The 17,207-nt window shown below is 70.3% G+C and carries 15 protein-coding genes, 2 tRNA genes and 1 pseudogene; 8 read left to right on the plus strand and 10 right to left on the minus strand.

Going from position 1 to position 17,207, the window contains the following annotated elements:
* Position 1 precedes the first annotated feature (1 nt).
* Positions 2-817: an SOS response-associated peptidase gene (locus tag OO63_RS29210; protein ID WP_078619430.1), complete on the minus strand. Its 816-nt coding sequence runs from the start codon at positions 815-817 to the stop codon at positions 2-4.
* Between the two features lie 49 nt (positions 818-866).
* Here OO63_RS29210 and OO63_RS29215 point away from each other — a divergent pair, with 49 nt between their 5' ends.
* The 4 genes from OO63_RS29215 (at position 867) to OO63_RS29230 (ending at position 4,546) form a co-directional block, all read left to right on the plus strand.
* Positions 867-1,589: a M50 family metallopeptidase gene (locus OO63_RS29215; protein ID WP_030359845.1), complete on the plus strand. Its 723-nt coding sequence runs from the start codon at positions 867-869 to the stop codon at positions 1,587-1,589.
* A 125-nt stretch (positions 1,590-1,714) separates the two neighbouring features.
* Complete coding sequence (gene aroA, locus OO63_RS29220; protein ID WP_030359844.1) at positions 1,715-3,031, plus strand: 3-phosphoshikimate 1-carboxyvinyltransferase; 1,317 nt, start codon at positions 1,715-1,717, stop codon at positions 3,029-3,031.
* 15 nt (positions 3,032-3,046) lie between these two features.
* Complete coding sequence (gene rsgA, locus OO63_RS29225) at positions 3,047-4,057, plus strand: ribosome small subunit-dependent GTPase A (RefSeq protein ID WP_030359843.1); 1,011 nt, start codon at positions 3,047-3,049, stop codon at positions 4,055-4,057.
* Between the two features lie 165 nt (positions 4,058-4,222).
* Positions 4,223-4,546, plus strand: coding sequence for a DMT family transporter (locus tag OO63_RS29230; protein ID WP_030359842.1), 324 nt, complete (start codon positions 4,223-4,225; stop codon positions 4,544-4,546).
* Here the strand turns inward: OO63_RS29230 and OO63_RS29235 are convergent.
* Positions 4,512-5,162 (minus strand): TetR/AcrR family transcriptional regulator, encoded by a 651-nt coding sequence (locus OO63_RS29235; RefSeq protein WP_051811301.1) that lies wholly within the window; start codon positions 5,160-5,162, stop codon positions 4,512-4,514. The two genes, OO63_RS29230 and OO63_RS29235, sit on opposite strands and share 35 nt — an antisense overlap.
* Positions 5,163-5,309: 147 nt before the next feature.
* Here OO63_RS29235 and hisN point away from each other — a divergent pair, with 147 nt between their 5' ends.
* Both hisN and OO63_RS29245 read left to right on the plus strand, forming a co-directional pair.
* Entirely contained in the window at positions 5,310-6,110 is an 801-nt protein-coding gene (gene hisN / locus OO63_RS29240) for a histidinol-phosphatase (protein WP_030359840.1), read from the plus strand.
* A gap of 211 nt (positions 6,111-6,321) precedes the next feature.
* Positions 6,322-6,720, plus strand: coding sequence for a CBS domain-containing protein (locus OO63_RS29245; RefSeq protein WP_030359839.1), 399 nt, complete (start codon positions 6,322-6,324; stop codon positions 6,718-6,720).
* A gap of 133 nt (positions 6,721-6,853) precedes the next feature.
* On the opposite strand, the gene OO63_RS29250 is transcribed toward OO63_RS29245, so the two are convergent.
* The gene (locus OO63_RS29250) at positions 6,854-8,305 is read right to left on the minus strand and encodes a catalase (protein ID WP_030359838.1); all 1,452 of its coding nucleotides are present in this window, start codon (positions 8,303-8,305) and stop codon (positions 6,854-6,856) included.
* 144 nt (positions 8,306-8,449) lie between these two features.
* Between OO63_RS29250 and OO63_RS29255 the strand changes: the two genes are divergently transcribed.
* Positions 8,450-8,869: a Fur family transcriptional regulator gene (locus OO63_RS29255; protein ID WP_031192735.1), complete on the plus strand. Its 420-nt coding sequence runs from the start codon at positions 8,450-8,452 to the stop codon at positions 8,867-8,869.
* Between the two features lie 130 nt (positions 8,870-8,999).
* On the opposite strand, the gene OO63_RS29260 is transcribed toward OO63_RS29255, so the two are convergent.
* From OO63_RS29260 to OO63_RS29275, 4 genes and pseudogenes are all read right to left on the minus strand, one after another.
* Positions 9,000-9,073: transfer RNA gene (locus OO63_RS29260), tRNA-Met, on the minus strand.
* Positions 9,054-10,913: pseudogene (locus OO63_RS44010) on the minus strand (tetratricopeptide repeat protein); the annotation flags it as partial. The pseudogene OO63_RS44010 and the gene OO63_RS29260, both read right to left, overlap by 20 nt.
* A gap of 342 nt (positions 10,914-11,255) precedes the next feature.
* A tRNA-Met gene (locus tag OO63_RS29270) sits at positions 11,256-11,329 on the minus strand.
* 77 nt (positions 11,330-11,406) lie between these two features.
* On the minus strand, positions 11,407-14,343 hold the full coding sequence (locus OO63_RS29275) for a UPF0182 family membrane protein (RefSeq protein WP_030359835.1): 2,937 nt from the start codon (positions 14,341-14,343) through the stop codon (positions 11,407-11,409).
* A 124-nt stretch (positions 14,344-14,467) separates the two neighbouring features.
* Here OO63_RS29275 and OO63_RS29280 point away from each other — a divergent pair, with 124 nt between their 5' ends.
* Positions 14,468-15,025: a PPA1309 family protein gene (locus OO63_RS29280; RefSeq protein WP_030359834.1), complete on the plus strand. Its 558-nt coding sequence runs from the start codon at positions 14,468-14,470 to the stop codon at positions 15,023-15,025.
* A gap of 110 nt (positions 15,026-15,135) precedes the next feature.
* Here OO63_RS29280 and OO63_RS29285 read toward each other — a convergent pair whose 3' ends face one another.
* The 3 genes from OO63_RS29285 to OO63_RS29295 form a co-directional block, all read right to left on the minus strand.
* Positions 15,136-16,230, minus strand: a complete 1,095-nt coding sequence (locus tag OO63_RS29285) for a YlbL family protein (protein ID WP_030359833.1) — start codon at positions 16,228-16,230, stop codon at positions 15,136-15,138.
* Positions 16,231-16,318: 88 nt separating this feature from the next.
* Positions 16,319-16,501, minus strand: a complete 183-nt coding sequence (locus OO63_RS29290) for a hypothetical protein (protein WP_030359832.1) — start codon at positions 16,499-16,501, stop codon at positions 16,319-16,321.
* A gap of 130 nt (positions 16,502-16,631) precedes the next feature.
* A complete protein-coding gene (locus tag OO63_RS29295) occupies positions 16,632-17,093 on the minus strand; it encodes a molybdenum cofactor biosynthesis protein MoaE (protein ID WP_030359831.1) in 462 nt (153 codons plus the stop codon).
* Positions 17,094-17,207 lie beyond the last annotated feature (114 nt).

The following is a 17,207-nucleotide window of genomic DNA, read 5'->3' on the forward strand; positions in this document are numbered from 1 at the left end:
GTCAGAAGAGTGTGCCCTCTTCCGGACCCTCCAGCTCCGTCAGCAGCTCCGGACCGTTGTTCTTCACACTGCTCACCGCCGTGGACACGGGATAGGCCCGCATCAGCCCGTGCGGCGGCGGCTCCAGGAGGGAGCGCAGGTCGTCCACGTCCGTGCGGGCGGGGTCGAGCCAGGCGTCCCAGCGGTCGGGGGTCAGCATCAGCGGCATGCGCGGGTGGATGTCCGCGAGGGCCTGCGGGCCCTCCTTGGGGCCGACGGCCAGCGGGGCGGTCTCGGCCTCCGTGGTGATCACCGAGCACGTCACCCACCAGGCGAGCGGGTGCTCGTCGGGGAGCGTCTTGTCCCGCCAGAACTCGTACAGACCGGCCATCGCGAACACCGACCCGTCGGCCGGGGTGACGAAGTACGGCTGCTTGCGGGGCCGCTTCTTCTTCCCCTCGACTTCCAGGTCCCGCTCGGCCTGGCCGGTCACCCACTCGTAATAGCCGTCCGCGGGCAGCACGCACCGGCGGGTGGTGAAGGCCCGGCGGTACGACGGCTTCTCGTGCACCGTCTCGGCGCGCGCGTTGATCATCCGCGCGCCGCCCTCGGGCGTCTTCGACCAGGACGGTACGAGTCCCCACTTCAGTTTGCGCAGCTGACGAACCGGACGACGGTCCTCAGCGTCCTTAAGAGGGCGGTCGAGGACGGCGTAGACCTCTTTGGTGGGAGCGACGTTGTAGTCGGGCTCCAGGGCCTCTTCCGGCTCCCACTTCTCGATCTCAAAGATTCCTGCGAGATCCTCTGGTCCACGACTCGATGCATACCGTCCGCACATACGTGCCACACTGCCATGCTGCGGCCTACGACAGGGAGCCAACGAAGCAATGCACCCCACCGCTTCCGCCAGCCTGAGCGACCTCTGGGACCGCCTCACCGGCACCCAGGCCGCCCCCGAGCAGTGGCTCGTGCTCGTCACCGCGGCCGTCGCCCTCGCCGCCGTCCTGCCGCACGCCGTCTGGCGGGTCTCCCGCAACGCCGTCACCATCGCCCACGAGGGCGGCCACGGCCTGGTCGCCCTGCTCACCGGGCGCCGCCTCGACGGCATCCGGCTGCACTCCGACACCAGCGGCCTGACCGTCAGCCGCGGCAAGCCCACCGGCCTCGGCATGATCCTCACCGCCGCCGCGGGCTACACCGCGCCGCCGCTGCTCGGCCTCGCGGGCGCCGCGCTGCTCGGCGAGGGCCGCATCACGGCGCTGCTGTGGGTCGCCACGGCCCTGCTCGTCGCCATGCTGGTGATGATCCGCAACGCCTACGGCGCACTGACCGTGATCATCTCGGGCGGGGTGTTCCTCGGTGTCTCCTGGCTCGCGGACACGGACGTGCAGGCGGCCTTCGCGTACACCGTGGTGTGGTTCCTGCTCCTCGGCGGCGTACGTCCCGCCTTCGAGCTGCAGGCCAAGCGCAGGCACGGGGGCGCGGGGGACTCCGACGCGGACCAGTTGTCGCGGCTCACGCACGTCCCGGCCGGGATGTGGCTGTTCCTGTTCCACGCGGTGTCGCTGTGCTCGCTCATAGGGGGAGCGCGCTGGATGCTCACGGTGTGACGCCGGGCGGACGGCTCGCGGTCACGCGGTGGTGGCCCGGCATTCCCCGCCTGTTCTCTGTTCCGCCTGGGTTCCGCCACTTCTGATCAAGATCTGTGGTCGGCGCGAGACACTAAAGTGTGGGCATGACCGTGAACCCGACACACACCGCCCTCTGGCCCGCCCCGCACGCGAGCGGAGCCGTCGCCGCGACGGTCCACGTGCCGGGCTCGAAGTCGGTCACCAACCGTGGCCTCGTCCTCGCCGCGCTCGCCGCCGAGCCGGGCTGGCTGCGCCGCCCGCTGCGCTCCCGCGACACCCTCCTGATGGCGGCCGCGCTGCGCGCCATGGGGGTGGGCATCGAGGAAGGCGTCGGTCCGGACGGCTCCGGTGAGGCCTGGCGTGTGATCCCCTCGGGCCTGCGCGGCCCGGCCACGGTCGACGTCGGCAACGCGGGCACGGTCATGCGCTTCCTGCCGCCGGTCGCCGCCCTCGCCGACGGCCCGATCCGCTTCGACGGCGACCCCCGTTCGTACGAGCGCCCCCTGCACGGCGTGATCGACGCGCTGCGCGCCCTCGGCGCCCGCATCGACGACGACAACCGCGGCGCCCTGCCCCTGACGGTGCACGGCGGCGGCGCCCTGGACGGCGGCCAGGTGGAGATCGACGCCTCCTCCTCGTCGCAGTTCGTGAGCGCCCTGCTGCTTTCGGGCCCGCGCTTCAACCAAGGCGTGGAGGTGCGCCACGTCGGCAGCGCCCTGCCCTCCATGCCGCACATCCGGATGACCGTCGACATGCTGCGCGCGTGCGGCGCCCAGGTCGACACCCCCGAGGCGGGAGGCGAGCCGAACGTCTGGCGGGTCACCCCCGGCGCCCTGCTCGGCCGTGACCTGACCGTCGAGCCCGACCTGTCCAACGCCCAGCCGTTCCTGGCCGCGGCCCTCGTCACCGGCGGCAGCGTCACCGTCCCGGACTGGCCCGCCCGCACCACCCAGCCCGGCGACGCGCTGCGCCAGATCTTCACCGAGATGGGCGGTTCCTGCGAGCTGACCGAGCAGGGCCTGACCTTCACCGGCTCCGGCTCGATCCACGGCATCGACGTCGACCTCAGCGAGGTCGGCGAGCTGACCCCCGGCATCGCCGCCGTCGCCGCCCTCGCCGACTCCCCCTCCACCCTGCGCGGCGTCGCCCACCTGCGGCTGCACGAGACGGACCGCCTGGCCGCGCTCACCAAGGAGATCAACGAGCTGGGCGGCGACGTCACCGAGACCGCCGACGGCCTGCACATCCGCCCGCGCCCGCTGCACGGCGGCGTCTTCCACACCTACGACGACCACCGCATGGCCACCGCCGGCGCCATCATCGGCCTCGCCGTGCCCGGGGTACAGATCGAGAACGTCGCGACCACCGCCAAGACGCTGCCCGACTTCCCCGAGCTGTGGGCCGGAATGCTCGGGAACTGACAGGCGATCACGACCATGCGCCGCTACGGCAAGAACCCGGACGAGGACGACATCCGCGTCCGCCCCAACCGCAAGGGCAACCGCCCGCGCACCCACATCCGCCCCAAGCACGAGGACGCCGCCGAGGGCATGGTCCTGACCGTCGACCGCGGCCGTCTCACCTGCCTCGTCGAGGACCGCGTCATCGTCGCGATGAAGGCCCGCGAGCTGGGCCGCAAGGCCGCCGTCGTCGGCGACCGCGTCGGCATCGTCGGCGATCTCTCCGGCAAGAAGGACACGCTCGCCCGCATCGTCCGCATCGAGGGGCGCTCCTCGGTGCTGCGCCGCACCGCCGACGACGACGATCCCTACGAGCGCGTGGTCGTCGCCAACGCCGACCAGCTCGCCATCGTCACCGCCCTCGCCGACCCCGAGCCGCGCCCCCGCATGATCGACCGCTGCCTCGTCGCGGCCTACGACGGCGGCCTCACCCCGCTGCTCGTCCTCACCAAGTCCGACCTCGCGCCCCCGGACAAACTCCTCGAGCTGTACGGCGACTTGGACATCCCCTACGTCGTCACCAACCGCGAGGAGCTGGAGAACGGCGACGCCGCCGACCGCGTCCGCGCCGAACTCGCCGGGAAGATCACGGCGTTCGTCGGCCACTCCGGCGTCGGCAAGACGACCCTCGTGAACGCCCTGGTCCCGCCCGAGCGGCGGCGCAGCACCGGCCATGTGAACGCGGTGACGGGACGCGGCCGGCACACCACCACCTCCGCCCTGGCGCTGCCGCTGCCCGACGACGAGGGCTGGGTCGTCGACACCCCGGGCGTGCGCTCCTTCGGCCTGCACCACGTCGACCCGTCCCGCGTCATCCACGCCTTCCCCGACCTGGAGCCCGGCACGGAGAACTGCCCGCGCGCGTGCAGCCACGACGAGGCGGACTGCGCGCTCGACGCGTGGGTGGCCGAGGGGCACGCGGATCCGGCGCGGCTGTACTCGCTGCGGCGGCTGCTCGCGACGCGCGAACGGCACGAGGGCGACTGACGCGACGGCGGCTGACACGATGGCGGCTGACACGACGGCAGCTGATCGGCTCTGAACTCCGCGTTGTTTACGCCCCCGTCGCTCCGGTAAGTGCATAATCGCACCAAGATTGAATCAAGCTTTGGTGAAGCGGTCACGGAACGTACGGACGTGGGAGGCACAACCATGGCGTGGCTGCTGGTCATCGTCGCCGGGATCCTCGAGACGGGCTTCGCGGTCTGCCTGAAGCTGTCCCACGGCTTCACCCGTCTCTGGCCCACCATCGCGTTCGCGGCCTTCGCACTCGGCAGCTTCGGGCTGCTCACGCTGGCCCTGAAGAAGCTGGACGTGGGGCCGGCGTACGCGGTCTGGACCGGCATCGGGGCCGCGGGCACGGCGATCTACGGCATGATCTTCCTCGGTGACCTGGTCTCCACGCTGAAGATCGTCTCCATCTCGCTGGTGATCGTCGGCGTCATCGGCCTCCAGCTGTCGGGCTCGGCGCACTGACGCCGGCCGGCTGACGGCCCGCCGCCCCCGCGATCACCCTGCGCACAAGCCGCGCCGGATCCTCCTCCCGCCCCGCGGGCGCCACCACGTACGACAGCGCCACCCGCACCGCGCTCTCGCACGCCCGCGCCAGCTCCTCCGTCTCCGAGGGGCGGCCGCGCTCGGTGAGTGCGGCCATCGCGCGGTCCCTGACCTGGGCGAGGAGTTCGGCGGGGGTGGGCACGCCCGCGTCGGCGCGGCGCTGGGCCGGGACCGGGGAGCTGGACACGGCCGCCCGGCTCGGCATCGGAAGCCGCTCGCCCCAGAAGCCGGTGAGCACGGCCCGTACCAGGACGTTGTCGCGCGCCGCCCCGATCGTCCACGCGCTCACCGCGGCAAGACGGTCCACGGGGTCGCGGGCCTGCGCCAGCGCCCGCTCGACGCCCCGCAGATACGCGTCGGTCTCGCGCCGGAGCAGCGCCCTGGCGAGGCCGTCCTTGCTGCCGAACTCGTTGTAGAGGGTCTGCCGGGACACCCCGGCGACGGCTGCCACGTCGACCATCCGCACCCCGGCCCACGGCCTGCGGGCCAGCGCGGTGTAGGCCGCGTCCAGCAGTGACTCCCGCGCTGCAGGCATCGTCGCCTCCCGCTGCCCCGGACCTGGACGGCCCTTGCGGTCCTGTTCGCCAGAGTTGACTCGCCCGCGGGCACTGTCAAGGGTTCCTGCGGGCACCGCCCGATACGCGCTGTGGCCCGTCCGAATCGAGATCGATACTGTTCACCCATGCCCGACTACCACGATGATCTGCGCCTCGCCCACGTCCTCGCGGACGCCGCCGACGCCGCGACCATGGACCGGTTCAAGGCCCTCGACCTCAAGGTCGAGACCAAGCCGGACATGACGCCGGTCAGCGAGGCCGACAAGGCCGCCGAGGAGCTGATCCGCGGCCAGCTCCAGCGGGCCCGGCCGCGGGACGCGATCCTCGGCGAGGAGTACGGCATCGAGGGCACGGGCCCCCGCCGCTGGGTCATCGACCCGATCGACGGCACCAAGAACTACGTACGCGGCGTACCCGTCTGGGCCACGCTCATCTCCCTCATGGAGGCGGGCGAGGGCGGTTATCAGCCGGTCGTCGGCGTGGTCTCGGCGCCCGCGCTCGGCCGCCGCTGGTGGGCCGCGAAGGGCGGCGGCGCGTACACGGGCCGCAGCCTGACGTCCGCGACGCGGCTGCGGGTCTCCAAGGTCTCGCGGCTCCAGGACGCCTCGCTCGCGTACTCCTCGCTGAGCGGCTGGGAGGACCAGGGGCGTCTCGACGGCTTCCTCGACCTCACCCGGGCCTGCTGGCGCACCCGCGGCTACGGGGACTTCTGGCCGTACATGATGGTCGCCGAGGGCTCCGTCGACCTGTGCGCCGAGCCGGAGCTTTCGCTCTGGGACATGGCGGCGAACGCGATCGTCGTGACCGAGGCGGGCGGCAGCTTCACCGGCATCGACGGCACCCCAGGACCGCACAGCGGCAACGCGGCGGCGTCGAACGGCCTGCTCCACGACGAGCTGCTCGGCTACCTCAACCAGCGCTACTGAGGTGCGGCGGCGCTTTCGGCGCCCCGCGAACTGACCCCGCACGCCCTCTTGTTGCCGCCCCGCGCGCCTGCGACTCTGAGAGTTCTCCCACTTGTGAACTTGTGAACCCGTTCTCCAAGTCGATGACGGGAAGGTCCCCTCCGCCGTGAAACGGAGGCAATCCTTCGGCATCGCGCGGACCACGGGTTCGCCAAGGAGGTGGCTCCAACCCATGCTCGTCCGCGACGCCATGAGCACGATGGTCCTCACCATCGGCCCCGCCCACACCCTCCGGCAGGCGGCCCGGCTGATGTCGGCCCGCCGCGTCGGCGCGGCCGTCGTCCTCGACACCGACACCTACGGCCTCGGCATCCTGACCGAGCGCGACGTCCTCATCTCCCTCGGCCTCGGCCAGGACCCCGACACCGAGACCGCGGGCACCCACACGACGACCGACGTCGTCTTCGCCGCGCCGACCTGGACCCTGGAGGACGCCGCCGACGCGATGTCGCACGGCGGGTTCCGGCACCTCATCGTGCTCGACGGCGACGAGCCGGTGGGCATCGTCTCCGTACGGGACATCATCCGCTGCTGGGCACCGATACGCCGCCAGGCGGCGGCTCTGGCCTGAGCACAACGGCGCCTGCGCGGATGAGATCCGCACAGGCGCCGCACGAAACCGCAGCCATCAATTGAGCAACCCCCACGCCGAGGAACCAGGTCCGCGAGAGCGGCGCCGGTTTAGGCGCAAAAGGGGAGGGGCGCTAGCCCCGAAGGGCCTGGACCGCGGTCTCCAGGCGCTTGCCGAAGTCACCGTCCGCCTGGCGGAAGTTGTCGATGGCGCGCTCCGCTATGTCGTCGCGCGAGACACCCGCGATGTTGCCCGCGAGGTTCTCGATCAGGCGCGCCTTCTCGTCCTCCGACATCAGTCGGTAGAGGTTGCCCGCCTGCACGAAGTCGTCGTCCTCGGCGTGGCTCGGGGTCTCGTGGTTGCCGGTGCCGCCGCTGACGGGCGTGGACGCCCACAGCGCGCGGTCCGTCTGGAAGGGGCCGCCGAAGCTGTTCGGCTCGTAGTTCTTCGCGCCCTTGTGGCGGCCGTCGTAGAGGAAGCCGTCCCGGCTGTTGGTGCGCGCCTCGGTGGCGTGCGGGCGGTTCACCGGGAGGTGGTCGGCGTTGATGCCGACCCTGTACCGGTGGGCGTCGCCGTACGCGAACAGCCGGCCCTGGAGCATCTTGTCCGGCGACGGGCCGATGCCCGGCACGAAGTGGGCGGGGCTGAAGATGGCCTGCTCGACCTCCGCGAAGACGTTCTCCGGGTTGCGGTTGAGCTCCAGCTTGCCGATCTCGATCGGCGGGTAGTCCGCGTGCGGCCAGACCTTGGTGAGGTCGAAGGGGTTGAAGCGGTACTTCGCCGCGTCGGCCGCCGGCATGATCTGCACCTGCACGGTCCAGGACGGGAACTCGCCGCGCTCGATGGACTCGCGCAGGTCGCGCTGGTGGGAGTCGGGGTCCTTGCCCGCGAGGACCTCGGCGTCCGCGGCGGTCAGGTTCTTGATCCCCTGGTCCGTCTTGAAGTGGTACTTGACCCAGAAGACCTCGCCCGCCTCGTTGCTCCACTGGAACGTGTGCGAGCCGAAGCCGTCCATGTGCCGGTACGACGCCGGGATGCCGCGGTCGCCGAACAGCCACGTCACCTGGTGCGTGGACTCCGGGCTCAGGCCCCAGAAGTCCCAGACGTTGTCGGCCTCCTGCGAGCCCGTGTACGGGTCGCGCTTCTGGGTGTGGATGAAGTCCGGGAACTTGATGGCGTCCCTGATGAAGAAGATCGGGGTGTTGTTGCCGACGAGGTCGTAGTTCCCCTCCTCGGTGTAGAACTTCAGCGAGAAGCCGCGCGGGTCGCGCACCGCGTCGGCCGCGCCCAGGTTGCCGGCCACCGTGGAGAAGCGGAGGAAGGTCTCCGTCTCCTTGCCGACCTCGGAGAGGAACGCGGCGCGCGTGTACTTCGTGACGTCCGCGGTCACCGTGAAGGTGCCGTAGGCGCCCGCGCCCCGGGCGTGCACGACGCGCTCCGGGATGCGCTCGCGGTTGAAGTGCGCCAGCTTCTCGAGCAGCAGCTGGTCCTGCACCAGGACCGGTCCGCCGACGCCCGCGGTCTCGCTGTTCTGGTTGTCCGCGACCGGTGCGCCTGCCTCGGTCGTGAGGGGTCCCTGCGTCACGTGCGCCTCCTGCGTCATTTGGTGCAAGTCCTGTCCCTTGGCTTATGCCGAACTCGATCCTACGATAGACAATGTCTAAGTCAAGTAAGCATCCAAAGTCACACCCGTTCGGGACCTGGTCCCCTTGCCTGTTAGGCTGGCTGCATGAGTGACCTGTTGGAACGACTGCGCGGACGCGGCTGGCGAATGACCGCGCAGCGGCGTGTCGTGGCCGAGGTCCTCGACGGAGAGCACGTGCATCTGACGGCGGACGAGGTCCACGCCCGCGCCGTCGACAAGCTGCCGGAGATCTCCCGGGCGACCGTCTACAACACCCTGGGCGAGCTGGTCTCGCTCGGCGAGGTCCTCGAGGTCTCGACGGACCGCAGAGCCAAGCGGTACGACCCGAACGCGCACCGGCCGCACCAGCACCTGGTGTGCGCCCGCTGCGGCGCCATCCGCGATGTGCACCCGACGGGGAACCCGCTGTCGGCGCTCCCCGACTCGGAGCGCTTCGGCTTCACGATCTCGGACGTGGAAGTCACGTATCGGGGCGTGTGCCCGAACTGCGTGGCGACGGCGTAGGACCCGCTTCTTCTCGTACGAAGGCCCGGCACCGTGGGTGCCGGGCCTTCGCGCGTTCGGCGCGCACAGGCGCGCGGCGCACATGCCGAAGGCCCGGAATCGCTGAACGATTCCGGGCCTTCGGTTTCAGTAGCGGGGACAGGATTTGAACCTGCGACCTCTGGGTTATGAGCCCAGCGAGCTACCGAGCTGCTCCACCCCGCCCCTCGGTGAGCTGCCCCCGCCGCGCGTACAGCAGCGCGAGCCGCAGCGCGGCCCGCCCGTGCCCCGCGTCGGCGGCCCGGGTCCACCACAGCGCGGCCTCCGGCTCACTGCCCTCCCTGGCGAGCAGCAGCCCGAGGTTGAACGCCCCGTTCCGGCTCCCGGCCTCCGCGGCGAGCCGGTACCAGCGCGCGGCCTCGACCACGTCGCCCCGGCCCGCGGCGAGCATCCCGACCCGCACCTGGGCTCGCCGGTGCCCCTGCTCGGCCGCGCGCTCGTACCACTCCTCGCACTCGGTCTTCTGCGCGGCGGGCTCCCCGAGCGCGGGCGGCCCCGCGGGCGGACGCCGCGCGTCGAGCACGGTGCCGAGCCGGTAGGCCGCCTCCGCGCTGCCGCCGCCCGCCGCGCACCGCAGGTGCCGCTCCGCGTCCCGCTCGTCGCCGTCGCGCAGCCGCGCCGTGCCGACCTGGAGGGCGGCCTCGGTGTGCCCGGCCGCGGCGGCCCGCTCGTACCACTTGAGGGCCGCGGTGTCGTCACCCCGGCTCGCGTACAGGATCCCGAGGTTGAACGCCGCGTCCACGCTGCCGGCCTCCGCGGCCTTGGAGAACCACGGCTCCGCGCCCGCCGCGTCGCCGCCCTGGAGCAGCAGCACGGCGAGCGCGTTGGCGGCCTCGCGGTGCCCGGCGTAGGCGGCGCGGCGGTACCACTGGTCGGCCTGCGCGGTGCGCTTCTGCTCGGCGCAGAGCAGGCCGAGGTTGTACGCGCCGTTGTTGTCGCCCGCGTCCATGGCCGCTCGGTACCAGCGCTCGGCGGTCTGGGTCTCGCCGCGCTCGGCGTGCAGCGCGCCCAGGGCGTTGGCGGCGTTCCCGTCGCCGTCCTGGGCGGCCCTGAGCCACCACACGGCGGCGTTCTCCTCGTCGCCCGCGTCACGGAGCAGGAAGGCGAGCGCGCAGGCGGCGCGCGCCTCGCCGTCCTTGGCGGACGTCAGGTACCAGCGCCCGGCCTCCTTGAGGTCGCCGCGCCGCTCCAGGATCGCGCCCAGGTGCAGGGCGGCCCTGCGGTGTCCGCGCGCGGCCGCCTGGCGGTACCACTGCTCGGCCTCGTCGGTGAGCGAGAGCCCGCGGTCGCCGCGCCGGGCCTCGGCGCCGCCCGCTCGGACACCTTCCTTGCGTCCGTTGTCAGAGCGCGCGTCACCGGCGCGTGCACCACCGGTAGGGCGCATGGTGCCGATGCGCGCCCCCATGTCGGGGCGTACGAGACCGGGCTTCGCGCCGTCGGTCCGCGCGCCCGCGCCGGGGCGCACAGGCTGACCCGGCTGACCGGAGAGCGCGGGGCGCAGACCCGTCCCGGTCCGGACTCCGGACTCCCCGGGCCCCTCCCGCTCCGCGCGCTTGTCGAGCACCCGCGCCAGGCGGTACGCGGCCTCGCGGTGGCCGCGCTCGGCCGCCGTACGCATCCAGCGCTCGGCGCCCACGTCACCGCGGTGCTCCAGGAGGTCGGCGAGGGCGTACGCCCCCAGCGTGTGGCCCTGCTCGGCGGACTGCCTGAGCCAGTACTCGGCGGCGGGCTCGTCGCCGCGCTCGCGGTGGTGCCGGCCGAGCGCGTGTGCCGCGGCGGCGGAACCGGCGACGGCGGCGATGCGCCACCACCCTGCCGCTTCGTCGACATATCCACGCTGATGCAGAAGGACGCCGAGGTTGTTGGCGGCGGCACGGTCACCGGCCGCGGTCGCGGCCCGCAGCAAGGATTCGGCACCGTCGAGATCACCGCGGCGCAGCAGCAGGCTGCCGAGAACGCTCATCGCGTCCACGTCTCCGGCCTCAGCCGCGATCCGGTGCCGCATCTCCTCAGCGGCCGACCCGGGATCCTCCCGTTCGGCCGGCTGCGCAAACCGCCCACTCTCCAACAGAGTTGCCTTGTCCCCCATAACGTCCATCGTCGCACCACCTGCAACCTGGGTACACCTGGTATACCGCAGCCAGTGAGGTCACTTCAGCGTTTTGTCGACATGCCCACAGAGAGATAAGTGAAACACAGCTTTGCCCAACTCCCCCCGCCCGGACCACTCTTCGCACGAACCCCACACCGATGGCATGGGCCACCGGTATAGGCCCTGTTCACCCGGACCGCACCGGCGCATGACGAAGGCCCGGATCCTCTAGAGGATCCGGGCCTTCGCTGTGAGTAGCGGGGACAGGATTTGAACCTGCGACCTCTGGGTTATGAGCCCAGCGAGCTACCGAGCTGCTCCACCCCGCGCCGTTGTGTTGCAACCGTACCACGGCGCGAGGTGGTGCCCGTGCGCTGTCGCGCGCTACGGGCCTGCTGAGGTGCCCTTAACCGCTCCCGTCGCCACCCTTGTCGCTCTTCTTCTTCGGCTGGGCGTCCTCGGCGCGCTCCAGTGCCTCCTGGAGCCTCTCCTGCGCCTTGCCGTACTCCTCCCAGTCGTCGTTCTTGAGAGCTTCCTTGCCGTCGTCGATCGCCTTCTGGGCGTCGTCGATGGCCTTCTGGAGGGCGGGGTTGTCCGACGTCGGCGGTTTCGGCTTGTCGGGCTTGTCCTTCTCACCGCTGCCCGGCTTGTCCGGTGGCTCGACCGGTGTCGCTCCCTCGGTGCCGAAGACCACGTTCAGGGCCTTCTCCAGGGTGCTCTCGAAGGCGATCTTGTCTCCGTAGGTGACCAGGACCCGCTTCAGGAGTGGGTACTTGAGCCCGCCGCCCTTGACGTAGACCGGTTCCACATACAGCAGCCCGCCATCCAGGGGCACGGTCAGCAGATTGCCGTAGTCGACTTCCGAGTCGCCGCCCTTGAGGAGCCTGATCTGTTCCGCGATGTCCTTGTCGGAGTTGAACTGGCTCTGCACCAGCTTCGGTCCGTCGACCGTTCTGTCCGTCGGCATCTTCAGGATCTGCATCTTGCCGTAGTCAGGCGACCGCGCGTCCGCGTTGACCGCCATGAAGGCGCTGAGGTTGTTGCGCTTGTTGGGCACGAACGTCGTCGTCAGCGAGAAGTCCTGCTGTTTGGCACCCGGCATCTTCATGCTCAGGTAGTACGGCGGGACCGCGCTGGACGTCTGGTTCGTCGGGTCGCTCGGGACCTCCCACACCTCACTGCCGCTGAGGAAGGTGTCGGCGTCCTTCACGTGGTAGCGGGTGAGGAGCTCGCGCTGCACCTTGAACAGGTCCTGCGGGTAGCGCAGGTGGTCCATCAGGGCCGGGGAGATCTCGCTCTTGTCCTTGACCGTGTCCGGGAAGGCCTTGCGCCACGTCTTCAGAACGGGATCCTTGGTGTCCCACTCGTACAACTTGACGTCACCGGTGTACGCGTCGACGGTCGCCTTCACCGAGTTGCGGATGTAGTTGACCTGGTTCTGCTGGGCCACCACCGCGCGCTGGTTGTTCTTCGCCGTCAGCGAGTCGGCCGTGGTGTCGCCGAGCGTGGTGCGCGAGGCGTACGGATAGCCGTTGGTCGTCGTGTACGCGTCCACGATCCACTGGATCTTGCCGTCGACCACCGCCGGGTAGGCGTCACCGTCGATCGTCAGCCAGGGGGCCACCGCCTCGACACGCTCCTTGGGCGTGCGGTTGTACAGGATCCGCGAGCCCTCGCCGATCGCTCCGGAGTACAGCATCTGCGGCTCGCCGAACGACACCGCGTACGCCGCCCTGTTGAGCGGGTTGGAAAGGTTGACGCCGCTCTTGCCCTTGTAGCTGGTCGTCTTCTCGCCGCTGTCGTCCGAGTAGTCGATCTCCTTCTGCGGACCGCCGACGATGGAGTACTGGGTGGTCTTCTCGCCGTAGTAGATGCGCTGCTCGTACGGCGGCAGGCTGCCCTTCGACGGCAGGTCGGACTCCGTGAAGACCGGCTCGCCCGATCCCTTCGCATCGGTGCCCTTGGCCGCGACGACGCCGTAGCCGTGGGTGTAGCGGAAGTGGTCGTTGATCCAGTTGTTCTTCTGGACGCCGTCCAGGTCGAGCTCGCGCAGGCCGACGACGGTGTCCTGCTCCTTGCCGTCCTTGTCCTTGTAGCGGTCGACGTCCAGGTTCGACGGGAAGCCGTAGTAGGCCTTCATCTGCTGGAGCTGCTGGAACGTCGGCGAGACGATGTTCGGGTCGAGCAGGCGGAAGCTGGCGGCGTCGGTCGCGGGACCCCGCAGCTTCGAGGTGTCCTTGGTGCTGCTCACGCCCGGGTACTTCTTCACATCGGTGCCGCCGATGTCGTACGCCTTACGCGTCGCTTCCAGGTTCTTCTCGACGTACGGGGCTTCCTTGGCCTGCTCGTTCGGCTGGACCTGGAACTTCTGCACGATGGCCGGGTAGAGCCCGCCGATGAGGATCGCGGAGAGCACCATCAGGCCGAAGCCGATGACCGGCAGCTGCCAGGTGCGCCGCCACAGCGTCGCGAAGAACAGCAGCGCGCAGATGACGGCGATGCAGAACAGGATGGTCTTCGCCGGCAGGTAGGCGTTCGCGTCGACGTAGCGCAGGCCCGTCCAGTTGCCCGTGGCCTTGAAGTCACTGGACTTCACCGCGAGGCCGTACCGGTCGAGCCAGTAGGCGACCGCCTTCAGGGCCACGAAGATGCCGATGAGCACCGAGAGGTGACCGGTGGCCGCGGCCGTGGCCCGCCCGCCGGGGCTGGTGATGCGCAGCCCGCCGTACAGGTAGTGGGTCAGGGCTGCGGCGATCACCGAGAGCACCGCGGCGGCGAAGCCGAAGCCCAGCAGGAAGCGGTACCAGGGCAGGTCGAAGGCGAAGAAGGACACGTCCAGATGGAACTGGGGGTCCTTCTGGTGGAAGGGGACGCCGTTGACCCACATCAGCCAGGTGCGCCACTGGCCGGCGGCGGACGCGCCCGCGATCAGGCCGACGAGGGCCGTGATGCCGATCAGCAGCCACTTCTTGTAGGGCGCGATCGCCATCCGGTACCGGTCGAGGCTCTGCTGCTCCATCGACATGGCGCTCAGCGGCGGGCGCAGCCGGTGCGCCAGCCAGATGTTCACGCCGACCGCGGCCGCCATGATGAGACCGAAGACGAAGAACAGTCCGATCTTGGTCCACAGGGTCGTGGTGAAGACGGATGAATAGCCTACGGAGCGGTACCAGAGCCAGTCCGTCCAGAATCCCGCGAACATGACGAACGCCATGGCCAGGACGGCCAGGACGCCGAGCGTCATGAGCAGGGTCCGGACACGACGGGACGGTCGGCCCACTCTGATCCGTGGCCCCGTCGGGCCTCCGCCGCGGTCCGGCATCTGGAAAGCCAAGGTGCGCACCTCGAAGTTCGCTGTAGCTGTGGCTGGCTGAAACGGGCCCCGCGATCGTAGAGCCCACTCATGCAACTTACCGATGCTTTACTCAGTTCCCGTTCCCGGGTCCGAACGAGGCAGGATATTGGGTATGCCCAACGTTTCCCCCTCCGGCCCACCGATGGCCGCGAGTCCCCTCACCCGCGCAGTGCTCGAAATCGACGACTATGTCGCCGGTCTCGGCTGGGATCAGCCCGCACGGCTCTTCGCGCTCGTCGACACCGCCCGGCTCCGTGTGCAGGAGCCGACCCTGGCGGACCGCCTCGGCCTGGCCGACGCCGCGGCCGCGGCGCCCCTGACCCCCATCGAGCAGGAGGAACTGCCCGCGGGCTCCCCGCTCGACGAGTTCCTCGGCACCATCGCCTGGCCCGACTCGGTCGCCGGCTGCGCCCTGAGCGTGGAGCGCCTGATGCTCCCGCCGTCCGCGGAGGCCTCCGTCCCCGAGGGCATGAGCGAGAAGCAGCTCGCGAAGTGGGTGGCCAAGCACCCCGAGCGCCAGGAGGTCCGCATGACCGTCGCGGTGCTGCGTGACGGCGCCCGCGAGTCGGCGCTGCGGCTGCGCGAGAAGGACGCGGCGACGGACGTCCTCACGGGCTCGGACCTGGTTCCGGGGCTCGCGGAGGCGCTGGCGGCGACGTTCGCGGAGTAGCCGGAGCAGGCGGAGCAGCTTCCTGATCCGTCCGCGGAGCGGCTCGCTGACGCTGCTCGCGCGTTAAGTGGCCGGGGCCGGCGTCGGCCGCCCCGGCCACCGCTGTCGGGTCAGCCCTTGGTGGTGCACTTCGGCAGGTCGGCGGTGTCGCCCTCGCTGATGGCCTTGAGCGACTTCACGGCGTCCTTGATGGTGTTCACCTTGACCAGCGTGAGCCCGTCGGGGACGTCGCTCGCGGCGGACGCGCAGTTGTCCTTCGGCGTCAGGAAGTACTCGGCGCCCTTGTCGCGGGCACCGACGGTCTTCATCTCGATGCCGCCGATCGGTCCGACCTTGCCGTTGTCCTCGATGGTGCCGGTGCCCGCGACGAACTTGCCGCCGGTGAGGTCGCCCGGTGTCAGCTTGTCGACGATGCCGAGGGCGAACATAAGACCGGCGCTCGGCCCGCCCACGTCGGCGAGCTTGATGTCGATGGTGAACGGGTACGTGTGGTCGGTCCCGGCCTTGATGCCGACCATCGCGACCTTGGGGTCGTCCTCGGCCTTCGTCGTGGTGATCTTCACCTGCTCGGTCGCGGTCGGCCGCTTGTCGGCCTTCTCCGCGGCGGCCGCCTCCTTGACGGGGACGATGCCGAACACGACCTGCTCGCCGGGCTTGTGCTTCCTGACGAGCTCGGCGACGTCCGTGAACTGCTTCACGGGCTCGCCGTCGACGCTCCTGATGACGTCACCGGCGTGCAGCCTGCCCTCGGCCGGGCTGTCCTTGTAGACGGTGGAGACGACCACCTGGGACTTCACGGGGATCTTCAGTTCCTTCAGGGCGGCGACCTTGGCGCTCTCCTGGGACTGGCTGAACTCCTCCGCGTTCTCCTGCGTCGACTGCTGCTCGGTCTTGCCGTTCGGGTACAGCGTGTCGTGCGGCACGACGATGTTGTCGTGCGCCAGCCAGCCGTACACGGCCTCCGGGAGGTTCATCTTGTAGTCGGCGCTGGTCACCCTGACCGTCGTCATGTTCAGGTGACCGCTCGTCGGGTACGTCTTGCGGCCCGAGATCTGCAGCACCGGCTCGCCGTCGTGGTCCCCCAGGGTGTTCACCGTCGGGCCCGGTGACATCTCCGAGTACGGCACTTTGATGAGCACTCCGGCGCAGAGCAGCGCGATCAGCATCAGGGTGGAGGCGAGCATCGTCGCAGTGCGGCGTGGCATGGAACGACAGTACGGGACGGTCCTGTGGGTGCATCCCTGGGGCGTCCGTACGGGATCGGGCGCGGGCGCGCCAGGGATCGGGTGGGGATCAGGCGGGGGTGTCGGAGCCCGAGTGGGACTTCTCCATCGCCTCGCGGAACGCCGCGTAGCCGTTCAGCTCGCTGATGTCACCGGTCCTGCCGCTCTTGCGGTTCCGGTTGGCCCAAACGGCCCACAGACCGGCACCGACCGCCGCCAGAAGCGGAATCAGCAACCAGGCAAGCGACGCCACGTCGACCTCCCGACCCCATGAGCGACCAAAACTGACTGATCAGCAGATTAACCATCCGCTCCGTCAACGCTCACGGCAGGGGTCGGGTTACGCAACCGGAGCCCCCTGGCCTACGCCCCTCACCACAGCGCTACGCGCCCACCCATTCCTCCTGGCCGTCGGAGAACCGCTGGTGCTTCCAGATCGGCACCTCGTGCTTGAGGTCGTCGATCAGCTTGCGGCAGGCCGCGAAGGCCTCGGCCCGGTGCGGGCAGGACACCGCGACCACGACCGCGAGGTCGCCCACGGCGAGGTCACCGACCCGGTGCACGGCCGCCAGGGCGCGCACGGGGAAGTCGGCGACGACCTTCTCTGCCACGCGGCGCAGCTCGGCCTCGGCGCTGGGGTGGCTTGAGTACCCCAGCTCGTCCACGTCGGCGCCGCCGTCGTGGTCGCGCACCGTCCCGACGAACAGCGCCGTCCCGCCCGCGGAGTCGTCCCCGACGGCCTGGAAGACCTCGTCGAGCGAGAGCGGGGTGTCCCGGATCGCCAGCAGCCGAATCGGCTCGGCAGCAGCCTGCTCACCGGGGTGGTCCATCGGATTACGCGCCATGAACCCATCGTGCCCCACACCACTGACATCCAGGAATAGCCGTTTCCCCCGTCCCGGCCACCCTTCCCTTGGACGTCCCTACAGACCGCTGGACGTCCCTACAGACCGCCGATG

The sequence above is a fragment of the Streptomyces alboflavus genome (assembly GCF_000716675.1).
GTDB classification, from domain to species: Bacteria; Actinomycetota; Actinomycetes; order Streptomycetales; family Streptomycetaceae; genus Streptomyces; species Streptomyces alboflavus.

Excerpts from the sequence above, each read along its gene's own strand:
- OO63_RS29210 (WP_078619430.1), bottom strand. The coding sequence starts at position 817 with ATGTGCGGACGGTATGCATCGAGTCGTGGACCAGAGGATCTCGCAGGA.
- OO63_RS29215 (WP_030359845.1), top strand. The coding sequence starts at position 867 with ATGCACCCCACCGCTTCCGCCAGCCTGAGCGACCTCTGGGACCGCCTC.
- aroA (WP_030359844.1), top strand. The coding sequence starts at position 1,715 with ATGACCGTGAACCCGACACACACCGCCCTCTGGCCCGCCCCGCACGCG.
- rsgA (WP_030359843.1), top strand. The coding sequence starts at position 3,047 with ATGCGCCGCTACGGCAAGAACCCGGACGAGGACGACATCCGCGTCCGC.
- OO63_RS29230 (WP_030359842.1), top strand. The coding sequence starts at position 4,223 with ATGGCGTGGCTGCTGGTCATCGTCGCCGGGATCCTCGAGACGGGCTTC.
- OO63_RS29235 (WP_051811301.1), bottom strand. The coding sequence starts at position 5,162 with ATGCCTGCAGCGCGGGAGTCACTGCTGGACGCGGCCTACACCGCGCTG.
- hisN (WP_030359840.1), top strand. The coding sequence starts at position 5,310 with ATGCCCGACTACCACGATGATCTGCGCCTCGCCCACGTCCTCGCGGAC.
- OO63_RS29245 (WP_030359839.1), top strand. The coding sequence starts at position 6,322 with ATGCTCGTCCGCGACGCCATGAGCACGATGGTCCTCACCATCGGCCCC.
- OO63_RS29255 (WP_031192735.1), top strand. The coding sequence starts at position 8,450 with ATGAGTGACCTGTTGGAACGACTGCGCGGACGCGGCTGGCGAATGACC.
- OO63_RS29280 (WP_030359834.1), top strand. The coding sequence starts at position 14,468 with ATGCCCAACGTTTCCCCCTCCGGCCCACCGATGGCCGCGAGTCCCCTC.
- OO63_RS29285 (WP_030359833.1), bottom strand. The coding sequence starts at position 16,230 with ATGCCACGCCGCACTGCGACGATGCTCGCCTCCACCCTGATGCTGATC.
- OO63_RS29295 (WP_030359831.1), bottom strand. The coding sequence starts at position 17,093 with ATGGCGCGTAATCCGATGGACCACCCCGGTGAGCAGGCTGCTGCCGAG.